At 45.7% G+C, this 20,816-nt stretch carries 12 protein-coding genes; 8 read left to right on the top strand and 4 right to left on the bottom strand.

What is annotated here, in order from left to right:
* Positions 1-39 precede the first annotated feature (39 nt).
* On the top strand, positions 40-972 hold the full coding sequence (locus D0X99_RS04985) for a transporter (RefSeq protein ID WP_119476551.1): 933 nt from the start codon (positions 40-42) through the stop codon (positions 970-972).
* A 21-nt stretch (positions 973-993) separates the two neighbouring features.
* On the opposite strand, the gene D0X99_RS04980 is transcribed toward D0X99_RS04985, so the two are convergent.
* Together D0X99_RS04980 and D0X99_RS04975 are read right to left on the bottom strand one after the other, a co-directional pair.
* A complete protein-coding gene (locus D0X99_RS04980) occupies positions 994-1,497 on the bottom strand; it encodes a threonine/serine exporter family protein (RefSeq protein WP_119476550.1) in 504 nt (167 codons plus the stop codon).
* Positions 1,497-2,279: a threonine/serine exporter family protein gene (locus D0X99_RS04975; protein ID WP_119476549.1), complete on the bottom strand. Its 783-nt coding sequence runs from the start codon at positions 2,277-2,279 to the stop codon at positions 1,497-1,499. Before D0X99_RS04975 ends, D0X99_RS04980 begins: the two co-directional genes overlap by 1 nt.
* Positions 2,280-2,491: 212 nt before the next feature.
* On the opposite strand from D0X99_RS04975, the gene D0X99_RS04970 reads away from it, so the two are divergent.
* Positions 2,492-2,938, top strand: coding sequence for an Hsp20/alpha crystallin family protein (locus tag D0X99_RS04970; protein ID WP_119476548.1), 447 nt, complete (start codon positions 2,492-2,494; stop codon positions 2,936-2,938).
* 70 nt (positions 2,939-3,008) lie between these two features.
* On the opposite strand, the gene D0X99_RS04965 is transcribed toward D0X99_RS04970, so the two are convergent.
* A complete protein-coding gene (locus tag D0X99_RS04965; protein ID WP_119476547.1) occupies positions 3,009-4,676 on the bottom strand; it encodes a formate--tetrahydrofolate ligase in 1,668 nt (555 codons plus the stop codon).
* Positions 4,677-4,831: 155 nt separating this feature from the next.
* Positions 4,832-6,193: a M20/M25/M40 family metallo-hydrolase gene (locus D0X99_RS04960; RefSeq protein WP_119476954.1), complete on the bottom strand. Its 1,362-nt coding sequence runs from the start codon at positions 6,191-6,193 to the stop codon at positions 4,832-4,834.
* A gap of 264 nt (positions 6,194-6,457) precedes the next feature.
* On the opposite strand from D0X99_RS04960, the gene D0X99_RS04955 reads away from it, so the two are divergent.
* The 6 genes from D0X99_RS04955 (at position 6,458) to D0X99_RS04925 (ending at position 20,815) form a co-directional block, all read left to right on the top strand.
* The gene (locus D0X99_RS04955) at positions 6,458-9,262 is read left to right on the top strand and encodes a PQQ-dependent sugar dehydrogenase (protein ID WP_119476546.1); all 2,805 of its coding nucleotides are present in this window, start codon (positions 6,458-6,460) and stop codon (positions 9,260-9,262) included.
* A 174-nt stretch (positions 9,263-9,436) separates the two neighbouring features.
* The gene (locus tag D0X99_RS04950; protein ID WP_233553655.1) at positions 9,437-11,614 is read left to right on the top strand and encodes an alpha-galactosidase; all 2,178 of its coding nucleotides are present in this window, start codon (positions 9,437-9,439) and stop codon (positions 11,612-11,614) included.
* 500 nt (positions 11,615-12,114) lie between these two features.
* Positions 12,115-15,195 carry a SusC/RagA family TonB-linked outer membrane protein gene (locus D0X99_RS04940; protein WP_119476544.1) on the top strand — a complete coding sequence of 1,027 codons (3,081 nt, stop codon included), beginning with the start codon at positions 12,115-12,117 and terminating at the stop codon, positions 15,193-15,195.
* A gap of 12 nt (positions 15,196-15,207) precedes the next feature.
* Entirely contained in the window at positions 15,208-16,713 is a 1,506-nt protein-coding gene (locus D0X99_RS04935) for a RagB/SusD family nutrient uptake outer membrane protein (RefSeq protein WP_119476543.1), read from the top strand.
* A 301-nt stretch (positions 16,714-17,014) separates the two neighbouring features.
* The gene (locus D0X99_RS04930; protein WP_233553675.1) at positions 17,015-19,339 is read left to right on the top strand and encodes a DUF1549 domain-containing protein; all 2,325 of its coding nucleotides are present in this window, start codon (positions 17,015-17,017) and stop codon (positions 19,337-19,339) included.
* A gap of 48 nt (positions 19,340-19,387) precedes the next feature.
* Entirely contained in the window at positions 19,388-20,815 is a 1,428-nt protein-coding gene (locus D0X99_RS04925; protein ID WP_119476541.1) for a DUF1501 domain-containing protein, read from the top strand.
* The last annotated feature ends 1 nt before the right edge of the window (position 20,816 follow it).

Genomic DNA, 20,816 nt, shown 5'->3' with positions numbered 1-20,816 from the left:
CATGGGTTTAGTATCTTTATTTTGATAGCCAAACCATTTATGCGTGCAAGAAAAATTCTGAGGCAAACGCTTCTTATCATTCTGCCTTTTTCGATTTGCATGGCAAGTCTAGCACAGGATCTTGATCCACGGGCATATATGCGGTTACCCATTGCCACTACGACAGTTTTCAGCGGATTTGCTTTTTCACATGGTGGAGTAGTCACAGACCCCACTCTTCCCATTGACAATATCAAAGCAAGAGTGCAGGCACTCTCCTTTGGAGTTTCCAGGACCTTTAGCTTTTTAGGAAACACCTCACAGATTTTAGTGGCAATCCCATATTCCTGGGCTCAAGTATCAGGGGATGTGAGAGAACAATACACTGAAATCACCCGATCCGGAATGGCCGATACAAGATTGAGATTCAGTACACTTTTGATTGGAGGCAAAGCCGGAACCCTACAGGAAATTGTCAAAGCTCCGAAAAAAACCATTTTGGGACTGGGACTTAATGTGGTGGTTCCCACCGGTCAATTTTTCCCCGAAAAACTGATCAATTTAGGCACAAACAGATGGGCATTTCGGCCAGAGCTGGCCCTTTCCCAACCTTTGGGCAAACGCTGGTTGGTCGATGTTTATTCAGGACTTTGGCTTTTCACCAACAACAACTCCTTCTATCCCGGTACCTCGGTTCGTAGCCAGGAACCAATGGGAGCATTTCAAACTCACATCAGCTACAACATCAACCCAATTCTTTGGGTGGCATTTGACGCCACCTACTATGTCGGAGGCAGATCGTCCATTGACAATACTTTCAGGGATGACCGTCAGGAAAATTCCCGATTGGGTGTCACAGCAGTGATCCCAACAGGAAAGACAACGTCTTTAAAGTTTGCGGCAAGTACAGGTGCCGTGGTCCGGATTGGACAGGATTTTACCACCTATTCGGTAGGCTGGCAGAAAACGTGGATCAGAGGACTGAAGAAATAGCCAATCGGAGTACGGGAAGAATCAGCCTTTTTTCCAAGCCGATCCAACCCTGACTTTTCCTACAAACTCCAACTTCAAAAGAACCAGGGGAATCGTCACTCCCAAAGTAATCGCCAATAAAACAAACAAAGTCATGGTGCCATTGTATATGGTCCGGTTGACGATTTGCCCATAATTTTCATCCGGAAGATGGGTCAAGGTGATCAATCCTAACATGGCTTTGTAAGCAAAGGCTCCCGGAACCATCGGAATCACAGATGGGATGGTGATGATCATGGGAATCAGCTTTTTCCAATTGCCCAAAAAGACTCCGGAAAAACCGATTACCAGTGCTGCCACAAAAGTGGAGAAAACGATTCTTCCTCCTACCTCTGGAAGCATCAGGCCAAACTTAACCGAGCCTCCCAGGAAACCGACGAGCAAAATCATCCATAGACTTCGCTTAGGAGCATTGAAGAGGATTCCGAACCCCAAAGCTGCGCAGCTACACCAAAATCCCTTATAAAACACCTCAAGAAGTTCCATCAGAAGGGTATTTGAAAGATGTATAAAACAAACGCCAAGCCTGCGGCTATTCCAAACGCATGCATCAAGGCATTGACTCCCCGTTCAATCCCGTTTAGGATAAACCCATCCAACAGATCCACAAAGGAAATGACCAAAGGAACTCCCGGAACCAAAAACAACACACTGGTTGCAAAAGCCTGATCCAACTGAGTAGGCAATCCTATTTTCCAAAAAAGCCCGATGACTAAAGCTGCCAACACAGCACTGAAAAAGGTAATCAGGTAGGTATTTACACTTCTTTTGGTCAGCTCCTGCTTAAGAAAGAGTCCAAAAAATGTGGCCAGAAAGGTAATTCCCATCTCCAGATAATCTCCTCCAAACGTGTAGCAAAATGCCGACCCGGCCAAGCTTACCACTGTCAAAACAATGATTCGGGGGTAATGAGGCTGACTTTTGATAAGTTTAATCCGCTCCTTCACTTGGTCAAGTGGAAGTTGATTTTCAGCCAATTCCAAACTGAGCGTACTGATCTCCGATACCACTCTGAAATTTACCCCGGGAAGTGAGGGCTTGCTCCTTCCTCCGGAAAAAGCATTTTCCTGCTGCCCCCCCTGCAAACTGATCGAAAGATGCCTGGTACTGAGTGCCAGATGCAATTCATAGCCATAAGCCTTCGCCACACGATACAGGATCAGATTTACACGGCGGGTTGGAGCCCCGGAATGTAGGATAGTGATTCCCATATCGAGCAATAGCCTGCCTAACTGTTGCGGATCATGATGAGAGGGGTTTTTCTCCATAGGATTGGATTTGAAGACTAAGATAATTTGGCAAAAATGAATTCCTTACAAATTCAAGCTATCCTTTATTATATCAAACTAATTCCCCAGCCTGATACCGGAATCTTTGATCACAATCAATTGGTTGTGTGACTTTTATCATTCATTCTTTGGATAATATCAAGGAAATTTACTTTACTTAAACAGATCCAATAAACCTAAAAAACAAAGCCATGAGCGCATTAGCTAAACGAAATGGAAGTTTCTGGCCTAAGATGGTACAGGACTTTTTTGGTACTGAAAATCCCTTCGATTGGGATGAAAAATTCTGGTTTCCGGAAAAATCTATTGAGATACCCTCTGCCAACGTGATCGAAAACGAAAAGGAGTTTAAGCTCGAGCTTTCTGCCCCCGGATTTGATAAAAAGGATTTCAAAATAGACGTTCAGGAAGGTATTCTGAGCATTTCAGCAGAGAAAGAACATAAATCGGAGGAGAAAAAAGAAAACTACCGCAAGAAGGAATTTTCGTACTCCAGTATCCGAAGGTCTTTTGCCCTACCTGAAAATGTCAGTGACGAAAAGATTGATGCGAAATATGACAATGGGATTCTGAACATCGTACTTCCCAAAAAAGCCATCGAAAGCAGCAAACCAAAAAAAGCAATAGAAGTAGGTTAAATAATAGGGTATTTTTTTAGATAGGTTTGAAACCCCGGTCTGGTTAACCGGGGTTTTACTTTTCAATGGCTCAAAACAAACCTGAAATCACTCCTTTCTCATCAATATCCACCGACTCAGCCGAGGGGGTCTCCGGCAGCCCGGGCATCCGTAGAATCTCACCGGCTATGGGAATCAAAAATCCAGCCCCTGCGGCGATTTCAAATTCCCGGATCGTAATGGTAAATTCCTGAGGCCGTCCGATCAGTTTTTCGTTGTCGCTGAGACTTTTTTGGGTTTTGGCAATGCAAATGGGAATCTGGGACAGACCCAATTTTTCGATTTTTTTGAGTTGGCTTTGTGCAGTCTGTGAAAGGACGACATCTGAAGCCCCATAGATGGTTTGGGCCACCTTCTTGATTTTTTCCTGCACTGTATCCTCCAATGCATACGTGGGAGAAAACCGGTTGGTACAGCTTTCAGCGGCCTCTACCACCAATTGACCCAAGCCTTCACACCCTTCGCCACCTTTTGCCCAACCCTCACTCAAGGCAGCTGGAACTCCAATTTCCCGACAGTAATCCAAAATCCGCTTTTTCTCAGCCTCAGTATCGCTATTGAACACATTGACTGCCACTACTACCGGTATTCCAAAACTTCGGACACTATCCAAATGGCGCTGAAGATTTGGAAATCCATTTTCAAGGGCGAAAACATCTTCGGAGGTCAGTTCTTTCAAGGGTTTCCCTCCATGGTATTTCAATGCCCGGATGGTCGCTACAACTACCACGGCTTTGGGAGAAAGTCCAGCCTGTCGGCATTTGATATTGAAAAATTTCTCCGCTCCCAGATCCGATCCAAATCCCGCTTCAGTCACTACAAAATCCCCCAAACTCAACCCCATTTTGGTAGCGATAATAGAGTTGGTTCCCTGCGCAATATTGGCAAATGGGCCACCATGAAGGATCGCAGGATTGTGTCCCAAAGTCTGAACGAGATTCGGCTTGATGGCCTCCTTCATCAAGGTTGCCATCGCTCCCTCGGCTTTCAAATCGGAAGCAAATACTGGAGTGCCGTCAAACCGATCTCCGATGAAAATTTTGGAAAACCGTTCTTTTAGATCTTCAAGGCTTTTGCTCATGCAGAGAATCGCCATCACCTCACTGGCGGCGGTGATATTGAAGCCTGTTTCCCTTGGGATTCCACCGGTTTTACCGCCAAGCCCTACCACCACATTTCTCAGGGCTCGGTCATTCATGTCCATGGACCGCTTCCAAAGTACCGTTCGGGGATCGATCCCCAGATTTCGGGTCTTGCTTTGGATGTTGTTATCGATCAGGGCTGAAAGCAGGTTGTTGGCCTTTTCGATGGCATGAAAATCCCCTGTGAAATGAAGGTTGATGTCCTCCATCGGGATGACCTGAGACCAACCACCTCCGGCAGCACCCCCTTTCATCCCAAAAACCGGCCCGAGACTGGGTTCTCGGATGACAGCAACTGAAGCCTTCCCAAGTCTGTTGAGACCATCATTGAGTCCGATTGTAACCGTGGTTTTGCCTTCCCCAGCAGGCGTCGGTGTGATGGCCGTGACCAAAATCAGGTTGCCTTTCTGGACTTTTTCCTCATCAATAAGCTCGATGGGAAGTTTGGCTTTATATTTCCCGTAGAGTTCAAGGGTATCAGGGGGAACATTCAACCTATAGGCAATCTCCTGAATCGGCCGTGGAGCTACCGAATTGGCAATTTGAAGGTCATTCATGAATGGGTGATTTTTTCAAGTGAAGCAAATACACTAGGGGTTTGTTTGATCTTTAATGGAGAAGTCTGAAAAAGAACAAATGGGCGATACGCGGGAAAGGAAAAAAGCCTTTGGGCTATCCAAAGGCTTTTTTTGATTTTTTTTGAAAGAGGAAATCAAATGCCCTCCTGCTCAATCAGGTACACCAAAGCAGTCATCGCAGCAGCGCCTAACTCCAATTCACGCTGATCCACTGCTTCAAAAACATCGGCTTCGGTGTGATGATAAATGAAATACTTCTGGGAATCCGGCTCCAATCCGATCAAAATCGGCCCCTGATCCCTAAGCGGACCAATGTCAGCGCCTCCTCCTGGTTTGTTCAGACTCCAAACCTGATAGGGAAGAAAATAGGAAACCCAGCTCGCCAGTTTCTCCCGCTGTGCGTCGGTTCCGGTAGAGGAAAAACCTGTAGGCAAAAATCCACCTGAATCTGACTCAATGGCAGCAATGTGCTTTTCGCCTTTTTCTTTGGCCACTTTTGCATATTCCTGACCGCCACGAAGTCCGTTTTCTTCATTCATCCACATCACGGCTCTGATAGTCCGCTTTGGCTTCCAACCCAATTGCTTGTAGATTCTAAGCACTTCTATCGCCTGCATGCAGCCTGCGCCATCGTCATGGGCGCCTTCTCCTACATCCCAGGAGTCCAAGTGTCCGCCTACTGCGATAATTTCCTCCGGCTTTTCCGATCCTCTAATTTCACCGATCACGTTGTAGGAAAGCTTTTCCTCCAGCATCTGTCCATGGGACTCCAGGTAAAGGGTAAGATCGGATTGGTCTTCCAATAAGTCGCTGAGCAGTTCTGCATCTTGGGTACTGATGGCCAAGGCAGGAATTTTTGGAAAATCAGCAGCATAGCGCTGATTTCCGGTATGGGGAATGTCGTCGATTCGATTGCTCAAGGATCGAACGATGGAACCAATGGCCCCGAGCTTGGAAGCTTCGGCAGCTCCGCTACTTCGCTGGGCATTGGCACCTCCATAGGCTTCAAAAGCATCCACTTTGGTCGGGTCCATTGGGCCGTTGAAAAAGACAATCTTTCCCTTTACCTGCATACCCAGACTTTTCAGGTGATCGATGCTTTTTACTTCTACCACTTGCCCTAGGAGGCCTTTTGGCCCAGTTCCTTGGGTATTTCCCAATGCTAACGCAGAGAGTTCCAGCGTTCCGTGCTTTTGGGAATTGACGATTTTGACCACATCTTTCCCTCCCCGGACCCAATGCGGCACCATGACGGGCTGTAGATAAACGGTATCGAAACCATAACTTTCCATCAACTGTCTCGTCCATTCGACAGCCGCAGCGGCACCTGGGGAACCAGCCAGACGATTGCCGATTTCCTTGCATAGGAAGCGGAGATTGTCATAAGTATGTCCGGCGGAAAGTTCCGTATCGTAGATTTTTTTGATGTTGGCTTCGTGAGTTTGACCAAAGGATAATCCCGGCAAAAGCAGTAGGATTGTTAATATTTTTTTCATGGATAGCGTGACTTGGATCAAAATATAAGGAAAGGATAAATCGGTTTTTCGATTTTTTGACAATTGGAAAATTTGCCATTTGTGACATCCAAAAAATGAAGCGGGGCAAAAGCTGCTATTCTCCAAATAATCAGTCATTTCTACACCTCATTTATCCTGATTTTTTACCGCCTCAGAAATAACTTTTGGAATTCGGTTTTCAATTATCCAAAATTGAGACAATAGAAACTGTGTGTTTTTAAAAATCCCTATCAACAATTCCCTATGACAAACCTTTTACTCCGGAGACCGACTTTACTCCTCTTTCTGATGCTTGGATTCCTGGCATGCAAGCCGGAGGACGACCCTACGATCAAACCCGAAGACAACCGATTTACCAAAGTAGTCCTGACTGAAGGAATGGACGAACCGATGGAAATGACCTTTCTCCCAGAAAGCAGAGTGCTAATCGTGGAACGAAAAGGTGGGGTCAAAATTTTCGATGAAAAAACCGGTGAAATGACCTTGGTGGCCACCATCCCTGTCAACACCAAATACACCAACAAAGAAGGAGTGGTCCGGGAGGCCGAGGAAGGCCTGATGGGGGTAATTGCTCACCCCGACTATGCCAAAAACAACTGGATCTACATGTACTATGCAGATTCGGCGGATGCAAAACACGTACTTGCAAGATGGGAGCTGAAAGGAAATGAGTTGGTAGCATCTTCCAAAAAGATCATTCTTGAAGTCCCTACCCAACGTCAGGAATGTTGCCACACGGGAGGCGGTATGGTCTTTGACAAAGAAGGAAACCTTTTCCTGACAGTCGGAAACAATACAGTGAATCCACGTGAGGGATCTTCCAATCTGGACGAAAGACCGGGAATGGAAAACTCGGATGATCAGCGCGCTCCTGGAAACACCAATGACCTGAGAGGAAAAATCCTCAGAATCCATCCGGAAGATGACGGAACTTACACGATTCCTGAAGGAAACCTTTTCCCTCCGGGAACTGAAAAAACCAAACCTGAAATCTACACCATGGGCCACCGCAACCCTTGGAGGCCGACATTGGACTCCAAGACCGGCTACCTCTATTGGGGAGAAGTTGGACCCGATGCCTCAGTGGACTCTATCTGGGGGCCGAAAGGCTATGATGAATTCAATCAAGCAAAGGGCCCTGGCTTCTTTGGTTGGCCGTATTTCATCGGCGACAACTTCCCTTACAATCGCCACAATCACGCGGACAGCTCTTACGGTGCTCCCTATGACGTGAACAATCCGGTCAATGAATCAGTGAATAATACCGGTTTGAGGGAATTGCCAAAGCCGGTCGTTCCTGCGATGATCTACTATCCGTATGGCGTTTCAGAGAAGTTTCCTCAGTTGGGAAGCTCAGGACGAAGTGCGACAGGAGGACCGGTTTTCAGAAAAGCGGACTTCAAAAAAGATGCACCTTATGCGTTTCCTGCTTATTACGAAGGCAAATGGCTGATCGTGGACTTCATGCGAGGATGGATTTTCGCCGTCACTATGGATGAAAACGGAGATTACCAAAGCATGGAGCGATTTCTTCCCAATGAAACGTTCAGCTCAGCCATCGACATGGACTTTGGTCCGGATGGTGCCCTGTATATTTTGGAATATGGCTCAGCCTGGTTTAGAGGAAATGCCAATTCCCGTTTGATCAAAATCGAATACAACAAAGGGAACCGCAAGCCAAACGTAACGGCCGTTGCGGATAAAACTTCCGGGGCTATTCCGCTTGCCGTGAACTTCAGTTCCGAAGGTACCAATGACTATGACGATTACGATCAGGGCAAACTTACTTACGAATGGAAAATCACCAACGGAGCTGGATTTGACCAGACCTTAACTGAAGCAAATCCAAGCTTCACCTTTGCGGAGGCAGGAACCTATCAAGTGACTCTCACCGTCACAGATACCAAAGGCGAGAAAAATTCTGCCTCCATAGAAGTTGTGGCAGGAAACGAGCCTCCGGTCGTGAAGATTGATTTTACAGGAATGAACCAGACCTTCTTCTTCGGTGAAAAAGAACTTTCCTACTCGATCAGTGTCAGCGACAAGGAAGACGGAAGTTCTACTGACGGAAAAATCAAACCGGAGGAAGTGGCAGTAACCTTTGATTATGTGCCTGCTGGTTTTGATCCGATAGAAATCGCCTCCAAACAAAGTGGCGCGGAATCCATGGCTATCCTGAATTTGGGAAAAAATCTGATCGAAAGCAGCGATTGTAAGTCTTGTCACCAGTACGACAAAACCTCTATCGGTCCAAGCTACGAAGCAGTAGCCGCCAAGTATCCAAATTCAGCCGAAAACACCAAATACCTTGTGGGCAAAATCATCAACGGGGGAGCTGGTGTCTGGGGTGATCATGCCATGAGCGCCCACCCTCAGCTCAGCGAAGCGGATGCTAAGCGAATGGTCGATTACATCCTGAGCATGGATGAAGTCCAGCCTACTGTGGCGTCCTTGCCGTTGAGTGGAAAAGTGAATCCAACTGTACCGGAAGGTGAAAACGGACAGGGAAGCTTCCTGTTGAGAGCCTCCTACTCCGACAAAGGCGCCGGATCGATCGGCCCGCTCAATGGAGTGGATTTCATCGCCCTGAGAAACCCTTTCCTCAATCCGCAACTGTCCGTTGACCGAAAAGGAGTACAGCTACTGACCACCCCAAGTGTTAATTTCTTGATGGTCGGAGACAACTCTCACTTTGCCATGAAGCAACTTGACCTTACCGGAATCCAACAAATCGACGTGCTGTCCACCATCAACCAACGAAACGGCGGCATCGGTGGAGCGGTGGAAATTCATCTCGGATCTCCTACCGGCGAACTTTTGGGTCAGTCTGAGAAAATCGGCAGGAAAGAAGGAGGCGGATTTAGACCACCACAAGGAGTCAACCCAATCGAATGGAGAAGACAGAATGCCAATCGGGCAAAGGTGAAAATCAAACCTACGACTGGAATGCAGGACCTGTATTTTGTATTCAAAAATGCGGATGCCAAAGGCGAACAAGTCCTGATGAGTATCCTCGAAATCGAATTTAAAAACAAGGTAGACGAGTAAATCCTCCTAGTCGCAAAAGAGAATAATCATGCCCTGTTTCGAAAGAGACAGGGCTTTTTCGTTTTTAGCCTGCCAACATTCCGACTATTGGCCTCCCCCGGGACACTATTATTCAGCAGAAGTCTTATTTTCAGATTCCTAATTACTTTTCAATTCAGCCCAAAACCCTTCTCCGTGAAAATCCATCTTATTCCGGCTTCCAGTGCAAAACTTGCTACCCTCCTCTGCTTGTTCGTCTTATTTTTTGGAACAGCTCAAGCCCAGGATTCCGGAGGAGATTGGTTGATAGACGGAAAGTCCAGACCTGCCGAAATTCTGAAAATTTCCCCAACTGAAATCCAACTCCGAAACGGACTGATCCAACGGACTTTTTTTCTTTCTCCAAATCCCGCTTGCCATGACTTCACCAATCTGATGACAGGTGAACAACTACTCCGGACCATCATGCCTGAGGCGAGAATTACCGTGGATGGAAAAACTTACGAGGTGGGTGCCCGATTGAATTTCAAAGAAAAGGGGTATTTCAAAAAAGAGTGGCTGGAAATGGTCGAGACCCCAGCAAACAATTTCCAATTTCAGGATTATTCCCTTTCGGAAATCACGGCACATTTCCCTTCCAAAATTCAGTTTTGGACCAGTCAGGACCAGGCTGCAACCGGCAAAAAAATCTCTTTTGCCTACACTCATCCGGACTTGCCAGGGCTCCTGCTCAAAGTTCATTACGAAGTCTATGACAACCTTCCTTTGCTGGGCAAGTACCTTACTTTGGAAAACCCTGGGGGAAATTCTTACCACATCGATCAGGTGGTCAATGAAATTTTGGGTACTGTGGAGGAGGAATCTGCTGTGGTTGGCAAAACCACTCAGATGAAAAAGCCCCATCAGCTGTATATCGAAAACAACTTTGCGTTCAACAATTCAATGAATGCGGAAATCAGTGCTCAGGCCACGCATTGGAAGTCAGACTCGACCTACACTTCTCAGGTCAATTACGACTACCAAACTCCGAGTATCATGGAAGTTTACCCAGAAAAAGGCATTGGAGTCGACTTAAAACCCGGTGAAAATTTTCAGTCCATCCGCACCTACGAACTCATACTGGACAGCTACGACCGGGAGCGAAATGGGCTGGCCCGTCGGAAAATGTACCGGGCTTTGGCGCCTTGGGCAATGCAAAATCCCATTTTCATGCACTTGGTCAGCAAAACAGATGAGCAAGTACGCACGGCCATAGACCAATGTGTGGCCACAGGCTATGAGGCACTGATTCTGAGTTTTGGCAGCCACATCAACATGGAAGACAATTCTCCGGAAAACATCCAGCGCTGGAAAACCCTTGCGGATTATGCCCACGAAAGAGGAATCAAAATCGGAGGATATTCCTTGTTTTCCTCGCGGACCATCGGCCCGGAGACGGACGTCATCAGTCCGGTTACCGGCAAACCCGGAGGAGCTTTCTTTGGCAATGCGCCCTGTCTGGCCAGCGAATGGGGACTGAACTACCTGGATAAACTCAGATTCTTTTTCTCCGAAACGGGATTTGACATCTTCGAAAATGACGGTCCTTATCCAGGAGACGTCTGCGCCTCCATATCGCATCCGGGACACAAGGGACTGGAGGACTCTCAGTGGGTTCAGATCAACCTTCAAAAAGGTCTTTACCAATGGATGAATTCAAAAGGAATCTACATCAATGCTCCGGACTGGTACTTCCTGGACGGCACACACAAGATTGCCATGGGCTATCGGGAAGTGAATTTTGCTTTGCCTAGAGAGCGTCAAAAGATCCTAAACCGACAGAATATCTTCGATGCCACCTGGGAGAAAACTCCTTCCATGGGCTGGGGATTCGTGCCACTTACGGCCTACCATGGAGGAGGTGCGGATGCAGTTTTGGAACCGCTTAATGCCCATTTGGATGACTACAGGCAACTCATGATGCAATATTATGGGGCAGGAATTCAAGCCTGCTACCGCGGTCCAAGGCTTTACGACACTGAGGAAACCAAAGCGGTAGTAATCGGGGTCATCGACTGGTACAAAAAATACAGAAACATCCTCAACTCGGATATCATCCGATTAAGAAGAGCGGATGGCAGAGACTGGGACGGTTGGATGCATGTGGATCCTAATGGAAAAGAAAAAGCACTTGTCATGCTGTTCAACCCCACTGCTGAACCGATGAAAAAGGAGATCCGACTCCCGATGTATTACACGGGTTTGACCGATCAGATCAGTATCCGACAGGAAGATGGGGAAATCCAAAGGTTGCAGCTGAACAGAAACTTCGAAGCAAGCCTCAAAGTGGAAATCCCTGCAAACGGATATACTTGGCTGGTGGTGGAAAAATAGAGCTTTCCATTAAGCCACTGCATTACGTATCAGCATGACATCAAGGAAAATCAATTCTCGATTAATTTGAGAACAAATCCATCCCCTTCCGCAATTTTAACTTTCATTTTTTCTCCGGAATTCATTTGAAAATCCTTTTGCTCCAGGCCAGTGGAAATCCTATCAAAACTAGGCATCTTCTGGATCCTGTATAAGATGAATTGTGCATGTTTTTCCATTTTGAAAACTGACGGGTAATCCAAGTAATTCCTCATAAATGCGCCTTTCAAACCGTATTAGGGGAGTTTGATCAAAATACCTTTCTTATTGTCCCAATACGAGACATTAGATAATATTTTTCCATTTAGATCAACTAAAAAATATTAATTTGATTTTTTGTCAAAACTTGGTTTAAAATTTTTAAAAACTAGGACAGTACAGGACGCTCTTTGATAGGTGGAAAAATAGATTTAACAACCTTAAAGCACTATCAATTTTATCATTCTACTAACGACTAAGCTATGAAACAAAAATTTCAACCCTTTGGTCAGACACTTAAAAAGTATTTGCTCTACGCAATATTCTTTTTTGCCTGCCTTCCCTCATTTGGCCAAAGTACAGGATCGATTTCCGGGAAAGTAATTTCCGCTGATGACCAACAACCCCTCCCTGGGGCGACAGTCATGATCAAAGGCACAAACAGAGTCACCATAACTGATGCGGACGGGAAGTTTACCTTGCAAGCCGCTACAGGTGAAACTTTAGTCTTCAGTTTCATTGGATTTAAAGACAGTGAAATGGCGGTACAATCAGGTTTGTCCCAATATGACGTCGAGCTGTCTCTTTCCACGGAAGATCTCAGCGAAGTGGTTGTAGTAGGATACGGCTCCCAAAGGAAAGCAGACATTACCTCTGCCGTATCAGTCATTAATATGGAAGCTATTGGAAACGTTCCCACCACGAACGTCTCCAGATTACTTCAGGGACAGGCAGCAGGCGTGCAAGTGCGGCAGCAATCCGGTCGACCAGGTGAAGAAATGCAAATCACCATCCGTGGTTTGGGTTCATTGGGCGCAGGTAGTGCACCTCTGTTTGTTGTCGATGGATTCCCCATAGGAAACTCTTTGGGTCAAAATATCAACCCCGCTGATATTGAAAGTATCTCAGTATTGAAAGATGCTGCCTCCACTGCAATCTATGGTGCGAGGGGATCAAATGGGGTAGTACTGATCACAACCAAAAGCGCAAAGGAAGGGAAAGTCGGATTTGAGTTTTTTGCTAATTCAGGCTTTACCAATGTCCCTGACAACAGGAGAACCAAAATGATGAATGGGGTTGAATTTGCCACTTTCAAAAAGGAAAGCTTCGAAGATAAAATTAGATACTTTGAAAAAAGAGAGCCGTCTCTAGAAGAAGTACCAGCAGAATTCCGATATCCAGAGGAGACCAAGTATAACACCGATTGGTTTGATGAAATCATGAACCAAAACGCAAGATTCCAAAATTACAATGCCACACTAACGGCAGGAAAAGGTGATATCCGTTCTTTGGTTTCAGCCGGATATGTAAAGCAGGAAGGCGCAGTCATCAAAACTGACTTTGAAAGGTTCAATCTCCGGGCAAATGTTGACGGCAAGGTCAATGATTTTATAATGATGGGTTTGAATCTGAGTGCTTCCCATGCAAGAGAAAACTATGCACCAACTAGTGGTCGAGATGCCATTATAGGTAGAGCACTTTGGGCTGATCCTCGCTATCCTGTCTATAAGGAAGATGGCACTTTCAATTCTTATATCGGAGGTACCAACGGGATTTTTGGAACTGCTAACGTAGTCCAGGAATTGCATGAAACGACCAGAAAGTTAACCACCAATAACATTTTAGCCAGTGGATTTATAGAATTTAGCTTTTTGAAAGACTTCAAATTTCGATCTGCTGTAAATACCACCATCCTAGGAACTGACCAGCAGGAATTCAGGCCATCAACAATTGCCGGTGCTGGTTTCAACCAGCCACCTCCAAGAGAAGCAACTCTGCTTCAAAGAACTCAGGAAACCCTTAATGTCGGAGCTGATCAGTTGCTTACCTATACTAAGGTGATCAATAAGCACAGAATCGACGCACTTTTGGGTTTCTCTGCACAGACTGAAACCACCAGATTTCTTCAAGGAAACGGGAATGGTTTTGCGAGCAATGAGACCAGATACCTGAGCGCAGCCACCAGAACCACCTCCACATCGGGTGAATTTGGATGGAGCTTACTGGCATATATGGCCAGGGCTAACTATTCTTATGACGATAGATATCTTTTTTCAGCTTCTTTTAGAAGAGAGGGCAGTTCCCGTTTTGGAACTAATAATAAGTACGGAAACTTCCCTGCATTCTCTGCCGGATGGAGAATTTCTGAAGAAGGCTTCTTCCCTAAGACAAGTTGGATTACCGATATGAAGCTAAGAGGCAGCTGGGGTATTACTGGCAACAACGCGATAGGTAACTATTCCAGCCTAAGCTTGATGAGAGCTTCCAACTATGTACTAGGAGGAACCATCGTCAATGGATTGACACTTTCAAACTTCAGCAACAGTGATTTGGGTTGGGAGCAATCTCAGCAAACAGATATCGGATTGGATTTTGCCATGTTCGACAACAAATTGATCTTGACTGCAGAATACTACAATCGTCTTACCAACGACATGTTGCTTTCTGTGGAGCTACCTGCTGCATCGGGTTTTACAACGTCGTTGGGCAATGTTGGAAAGGTTAAAAACACTGGTGTCGAACTTAGTTTGGATTTCCGAACTCGAATTAGCAAAGTAAACCTCCGAACTAATCTAAACCTCACATTCAACAGAAATGAAGTTCTCGAATTAAGAGGTGATGCTGATGCCATTTGGAGCGGAAGTTTCTACGGAACATATAATGTTTCCAAAGTAGGAAGACCGATGGCTATGCTCTATGGATACCAGAAGGTGGGAATGTTCCAAACAGACGAAGAGGTGAAAAACTGGCCAAAACAAGACGGTGCAATCCCCGGGGTATACAAACATGCTGATACTAATGGGGACGGCGTAATTTCATATGATACCAAGGACATGGTTGAAATTGGAAATCCTCATCCTGCCATGATTCTAGGCTGGACCATTGGCGGTGATGTGGGAGGATTTGATTTCAATATTCTATTCAATGGAGCCTTCAATTACGATATGATGAGAAATATCGAGGCTACTACTTTGAATATGGACGGTGTGTTTAACATTCTTCAAGCTGCTGCAACCGATCGTTTCAGATCTGCCGAAATGCCTGGAGATGGAATAATTCCAACTTCAAATACCTGGAAATGGGAAAGAGAAGCAAGCTCAAGATACATTTATGATGCATCCCATTTTTGGATGAGAAACGTCACCTTAGGCTATTCTATCCCTCAAAACACCTTCAAATTTCCAACAAGGGTCTTCTTTAGTGGAGAGAATTTATTCCTGTTCACAGATTACCCAGGTACCAACCCTGATGTGAACGCAAGGGGGGGAGTCAATATTGGGTCTGATGACGAGGCTTATCCTATACCGAGAACATTCACCTTTGGAGCAACCATCAATTTTTAATCGTAACACAAAATGAAAAAGATATCAATCTATATACAAGCCTTAATCTTAACCTTGGGACTTGGTGCCTGTGGAGAGGATTTCCTTGATAAAACCGACCCAACAGTAGTTGTATCCAGTACCTTTTACGAAAACGACCAGGAAGTTGAACAAGCTGTAATCGGAATCTACGGAATGCTGAGAGGCTATTTCAATAACCATTGGCAGTATACGGAGTTTGTCAGCGACAATACCACCTTGCACTTTAATGTTGGTAACCGCGGTCAAGGACCTGCCTTGGAAGCTTTGGAATATTGGCAATATAATGCCGGCACTCCCAACTTCGCTTCACTTTATAACAACGTCTACAATATTCTGGTCAACGTCAATACTACTCTTGAAAATCTGAAAACATCAACGGCAAGTCAAGCGATTAAAGACCGTTCCGAAGGTGAACTAAAAGTAATCAGAGCTTATTTGTATTTTGATATGGTAAGGTTATTCGGTGATGTCATCATTGTAACTGCTCCAATCAAAACTCCAGGTGAGGCATTTCAATTGGCCAGAAGTCCGCAGGAAGAAGTCTACAAATTAATTATCTCTGACTTAACCGAAGCCGCTAACTTACTCCCAACTTCTTATCCTGCTTCACAGATCGGCAGAATCACCAAAGGTGCGGCTCATGGTATTCTAGGAAGGGTAAGACTACAGCGCAAAGAGTATGCAGAGGCAATTAATATTCTAAAACCTGTTTTGACTTTGGGATATGGGCTTCTGCCAAACTATGCAGATGTATTTAAGCCAGAGAACAAAAATCACAAGGAATCGATTTGGGATTGTCAATATCAGGGTGAAAATACATTCGGGGTTAACAGTTCCTTCATCTACACTTTTGCCCCTCTGGCTTCTCAAGGGGCAGTAATTAAATTCCCAGGACAAGATGGTGGTGGATGGAATATCCCATCCAATGAATTTATTGCGCTGTATGAGCCCGGAGACGCTCGAAAGGATGTTTCGCTCAAGGAGGGGTATACCGCAAACAACGGAAGTTGGGTACCGGTACCTTTCATCAACAAGTACAATAATCCGCACTCAATCCGAGGGGTCACCAATGACAACTGGCCTATCCTTCGTTACTCAGACGTGTTGCTAATGCTTGCTGAAGCAATTAATGAACAAAGTGGCCCTACTACCGAGTCCTTCGAATACCTGAATTCGGTAAGAATCCGCGCAAGACTAGCTCCCCTAAGTGGACTCAGCAAAGATCAGTTTAGAGAAGCTGTATTGAAGGAAAGAAGAATTGAACTTGCGTTTGAAAACCACCGTTGGTTTGATCTAAAGAGGACCTTAACCCCTGCTCAAATTAAATCGGTATTAGTGAAGCATGGGCAAGGTGAAAAGGCTAAGCCTACCACCAGCAGAGGAGGAATACCATTCTCAGCAGATGATTACACGTTTGAGGAATATCAGGTATTGTTCCCTATTCCTGCTGACCAAATCCGAATCAACCCTTCAATTACTCAAAACCCGGGTTATTGATTTTATAGAATTTTAAAAATTGATAAGATTATCCGCTTGTTTCTTCAAGTTGAAAATACAATTTGGGTTTAATTGTATTCAGTGGAGAAACAGCGGATGATCTAATCTTTCATTTAATAAGTATCAGGCAATTACGATGAATTCAGATTCCAGTAGATCAGGTAAGTTTTCTAGCTTTTTCAAAAAGTGGATTGCTAGTTCCTTAGGCGTCTTGACTCCTGTTTTTACTTCTTTTGCCCAAGGGGCTGAGCAAGAACAATCCTATTTTTGGCTTTGGCAATTACTCGGGAGACTGCATCCCATGATTGTCCATTTCCCCATTTCCCTGTTGATTTTCGCGGGCATTTTGGAGCTTTTTACTCTGAAAGAATTTAAATCCAAGCTCCGCCCTGGAATTCAAATGTTGGTTTTAACGGGCGGAATTAGCGCCATTTTATCCGCATTATTTGGCTGGCTATTGGCTGATAGTGAAGGCGTAACCGGTGAAACCCTAGACCTGCATCAACAAATTGGTTTTATTACTGCCGGACTAAGTCTGATTCTATTGTATTTTCTCAGAAAGTCTACAATTGAAAAGAATCCCTCCACCATAAAACTGTTTAGAACTTTCTTGTTCATCTCTGGATTAGGTGTCGGGTTAGCTGGTCACTTTGGTGCTTCCCTGACCCACGGAGAGGAGTTTTTAACTGAAGTTTTGCCTTGGAATACAGAATCTGAAGCACCTGAATCTCTAACCATTGACCTCGCGACGTTTACCTCAGATCTTTCCCCCGATCAGGAAATCAAGCTGGTCACCAATGTGAGATCTGTCCTCGCTCACAATTGCTACAAGTGCCACTCCGGCGCTAAAATCGAAGGCGATCTTCGCTTGGATGAAAAGGAGTATGTATTTGCGGGAGGAGAAAACGGTGAGGTGATTGTACCCGGAAATCCCGGTGAAAGTGACCTGATCCGTAGAATTTCCCTGTCAAAAAATCACGACGATGTGATGCCGTCCAAGGGAAAACTTCTAAGCAAAGAAGAAATCCAATTGCTCACGCTTTGGGTAGAAAAAGGAGCACCATGGCCGGATGGTGTAGAGCAACAGTCGATCTATCTCGTAGCTGAACTTGCTCCAAGAAAACCAACTTTGCCTCCAGCCAAGGCTGGATTGGAAAACCCGATAGACCGATTGGTCGATCAGTATTTTGAGCAAAATCAGCTCAGCTGGAGTGAGACCGTCGACGACCGAACTTATCTTAGAAGAATCTACCTTGACATCATCGGTTTACTTCCATCACCCGAAGAATTAGCCGCATTTGAAAAAGATCCAAACCCAGATAAGCGTAAAATCTGGGCAGAAAATCTCCTAAATCGAACCGATGATTTTGCACAACATTGGCTCACATTCTGGAACGATGCCCTGCGAAATGACTACACCGGAACCGGCTACATTACCAAGGGTCGATTTGCCATCACGGATTGGCTTTACACCTCCATCAGGGACAATAAGCCCTACGACCAGTTTGTCAAAGAATTGCTCAACCCTAACGAGAAATCCAAAGGATTCATCGAAGGAATTCGATGGAGAGGGACTGTAAACGCTTCCCAACGCACAGAAATGCAGGCTGCACAAAATGTAGGACAGGTCGTTTTGGGATTGAATCTGAAATGCGCCTCCTGCCATGACAGCTTCATCAGCGACTGGAAGCTGGAAGAAGCGTATGCCTTTGCCAATATCTTTGCCGACACCACCCTGGAAGTCAGCCGTTGCGAGCAACCGACCGGCAAAATGGCCCAAACCAAAATCCTTTGGGAAGAATTGGGATCCATCGATAGTACTGCCGCAAAAGCAGAAAAACTCCGTCAACTCGCCGACCAACTGGTTCAACCTGCCAATGGACGGATGTATCGAACTGTTGTCAACCGAATCTGGAAACAGATGATGGGCCGAGGAATCGTTGAACCGGTGGACGAGATGGACAATCTCCCTTGGAGCCAGGATTTGCTGGATTGGTTGGCAGTGGATTTTGTGGAAAATGGTTACGACCTAAAGCACCTGATTTTACAGATTGCCTCTTCCAAAATTTACCAAAGCCAATCCATCGCAGTGGAATCACCTGAAAAACTGCTAGCCGAGGACTTCAAATTTCAGGGAATCGTGAGAAGACGACTGACCGCAGAGCAGTTTTCCGATGCAGTAAGCCGACTTTCAGCTCCCTTATTTGATTCCACCGAAGTCAAATTCCGCCCTTATGAACTGATCCCGGAAGCCAAAACCGGACTTCCTTTTGACCGGGCCTCCCTAGTCGCCAATAATTCATTCCTGACTGCTTTGGGTCGACCAAACAGAGAAATAGTCTCCACCAGCAGAGATTCTCAAGCCAGCTTACTGCAGGCTTTGGAACTCAGCAACGGCGAGAGACTCAACAAAGCACTGGAAAAAGGAGGACAGGATTGGGCCAAGAATTACTCCGATCCGGAAAAACTTACGAGGGACCTTTACGGAAAAGCGTTACTCAGAACACCAAGTGAAAAAGAACTTGAGGTTGCAAAAAAGGCCTTCGGTGAAAAACCCGAAGCCTCAGAAGTACAGGACTTCCTCTGGGCTGTATTCCTGTTGCCAGAATTTCAAATGATTTATTGATTCCCCTGTGAGTGACCTCACCCACAGAAATTACAACGAATTTCCACAATGAAAACTCTCCAAACCCGACGCGATTTCCTCAAAAAAACCAGTGCTGCAGCGATGGCAACCCTGGGAATGGGAGCCCCTTTGGCGGGCTTGCTCTCCTCCTGTGAAAACAAAATCCCAACTACTGCGGACTCGGTGATCCTGTTGTTTATGGCCGGAGGGATGGCTCATACCGAGACCTTTGATCCAAAGAAATTCACTCCCTTCCGAAAAGGAATGGAGGCCAAAGAAGTCCTAAGTACTTTCCCTTCGATTCCAACCAAACTGGACGGGATTTTCTTCTCCGAAGGTCTGGAAAATATCGCCTCAGTGATGGATAAAGGAACCTTAATCCGATCCTACCAAGCTGCTGACTTGGGACACATTCTTCATACCCGACATCAATATCATTTCCATACTTGCTATGAACCGCCACAATCTGTGGTTGTCCCTCACTTGGGAAGCTGGATTGCCAAAGAAAAAGGCGCGTTGAATCCGGTCATTCCTCCCTTCATCAATATCGGGCAGCGGTTCACTGTGGGCGAAGGTGAAGAACTGAAAGCTTTCCACAGTGCTGGATTTTTGGGTTCAGAATACGGCCCTTTCCTGATTCCTGATCCCACAGCTGGATTGGATGCCGTCCGACCTCCTGTGGGGATGGACACCAAGCGATTTGAATCCAGAAATCAACTTTACAACGAGCTCATTTCCGCAGGCCCGATGGGGGAATTTGGGTCTGATTATCAAAAGGAATCCCTTAAAAGATCCATGGAACAGGCCTACATGCTCCTTAATTCCCCGGAAGCAAAGGCATTTGACCTAAGTCAGGAACCCAAGGAAAGCTATGACAAATACAACACCGGGAAGTTTGGGTTGGGTTGCTTATTGGCAAAACGGCTTGTCGACCAAGGCGCTCGGTACATTACTGTGACAACTGAGTATGAGCCGTTTTTTGGCTGGGATACCCATGACAACGGAAACACCCGCCTAAAGGACATGAAGAAACTGATCGACAGTCCGATCGCCCAACTGATCAAAGACTTGGATCAAAGCGGTAAATTGGATAGGACCCTAGTCATCGTAGCCAGTGAATTCAGCCGCGATATGCTGACAGAAGGTCGGCCTGATTTGAAAGTTCAGGATCAGGTGCAAGTACCGGATATTATCGAAGACATGAAAAACTACGGCATGCACAGGCATTTTACTGATGGATGTTCCGTACTGATGTTTGGCGGGGGAATCAAGAGAGGCCATGTCTTTGGAAAAACTGCCGATGAGCGTCCTTGCAAAACCATCGAAAACCCGATCAAAATCGCAGAAATTCACCAGACTATTTACCATACCTTGGGAATTGCACCGGACAAAAACTATGAGATCGAACGAAGACCTTTCTATACCACACCGGATGGACATGGAAAAGTCGAATTTGGGATTTTGGCTAAATCCTGAC

Source organism: Algoriphagus lacus (assembly GCF_003583985.1).
GTDB lineage: Bacteria > Bacteroidota > Bacteroidia > Cytophagales > Cyclobacteriaceae > Algoriphagus > Algoriphagus lacus.
The sequence above is the reverse complement of the archived record's forward strand: the minus strand, read 5'-3'. Positions and strand labels throughout refer to the sequence as shown.

Coding starts and splice junctions, on each gene's coding strand:
- D0X99_RS04985 (WP_119476551.1), top strand. CDS start 40: ATGCGTGCAAGAAAAATTCTGAGGCAAACGCTTCTTATCATTCTGCCT.
- D0X99_RS04980 (WP_119476550.1), bottom strand. CDS start 1,497: ATGGAACTTCTTGAGGTGTTTTATAAGGGATTTTGGTGTAGCTGCGCA.
- D0X99_RS04975 (WP_119476549.1), bottom strand. CDS start 2,279: ATGGAGAAAAACCCCTCTCATCATGATCCGCAACAGTTAGGCAGGCTA.
- D0X99_RS04970 (WP_119476548.1), top strand. CDS start 2,492: ATGAGCGCATTAGCTAAACGAAATGGAAGTTTCTGGCCTAAGATGGTA.
- D0X99_RS04965 (WP_119476547.1), bottom strand. CDS start 4,676: ATGAATGACCTTCAAATTGCCAATTCGGTAGCTCCACGGCCGATTCAG.
- D0X99_RS04960 (WP_119476954.1), bottom strand. CDS start 6,193: ATGAAAAAAATATTAACAATCCTACTGCTTTTGCCGGGATTATCCTTT.
- D0X99_RS04955 (WP_119476546.1), top strand. CDS start 6,458: ATGACAAACCTTTTACTCCGGAGACCGACTTTACTCCTCTTTCTGATG.
- D0X99_RS04940 (WP_119476544.1), top strand. CDS start 12,115: ATGAAACAAAAATTTCAACCCTTTGGTCAGACACTTAAAAAGTATTTG.
- D0X99_RS04935 (WP_119476543.1), top strand. CDS start 15,208: ATGAAAAAGATATCAATCTATATACAAGCCTTAATCTTAACCTTGGGA.
- D0X99_RS04930 (WP_233553675.1), top strand. CDS start 17,015: ATGATTGTCCATTTCCCCATTTCCCTGTTGATTTTCGCGGGCATTTTG.
- D0X99_RS04925 (WP_119476541.1), top strand. CDS start 19,388: ATGAAAACTCTCCAAACCCGACGCGATTTCCTCAAAAAAACCAGTGCT.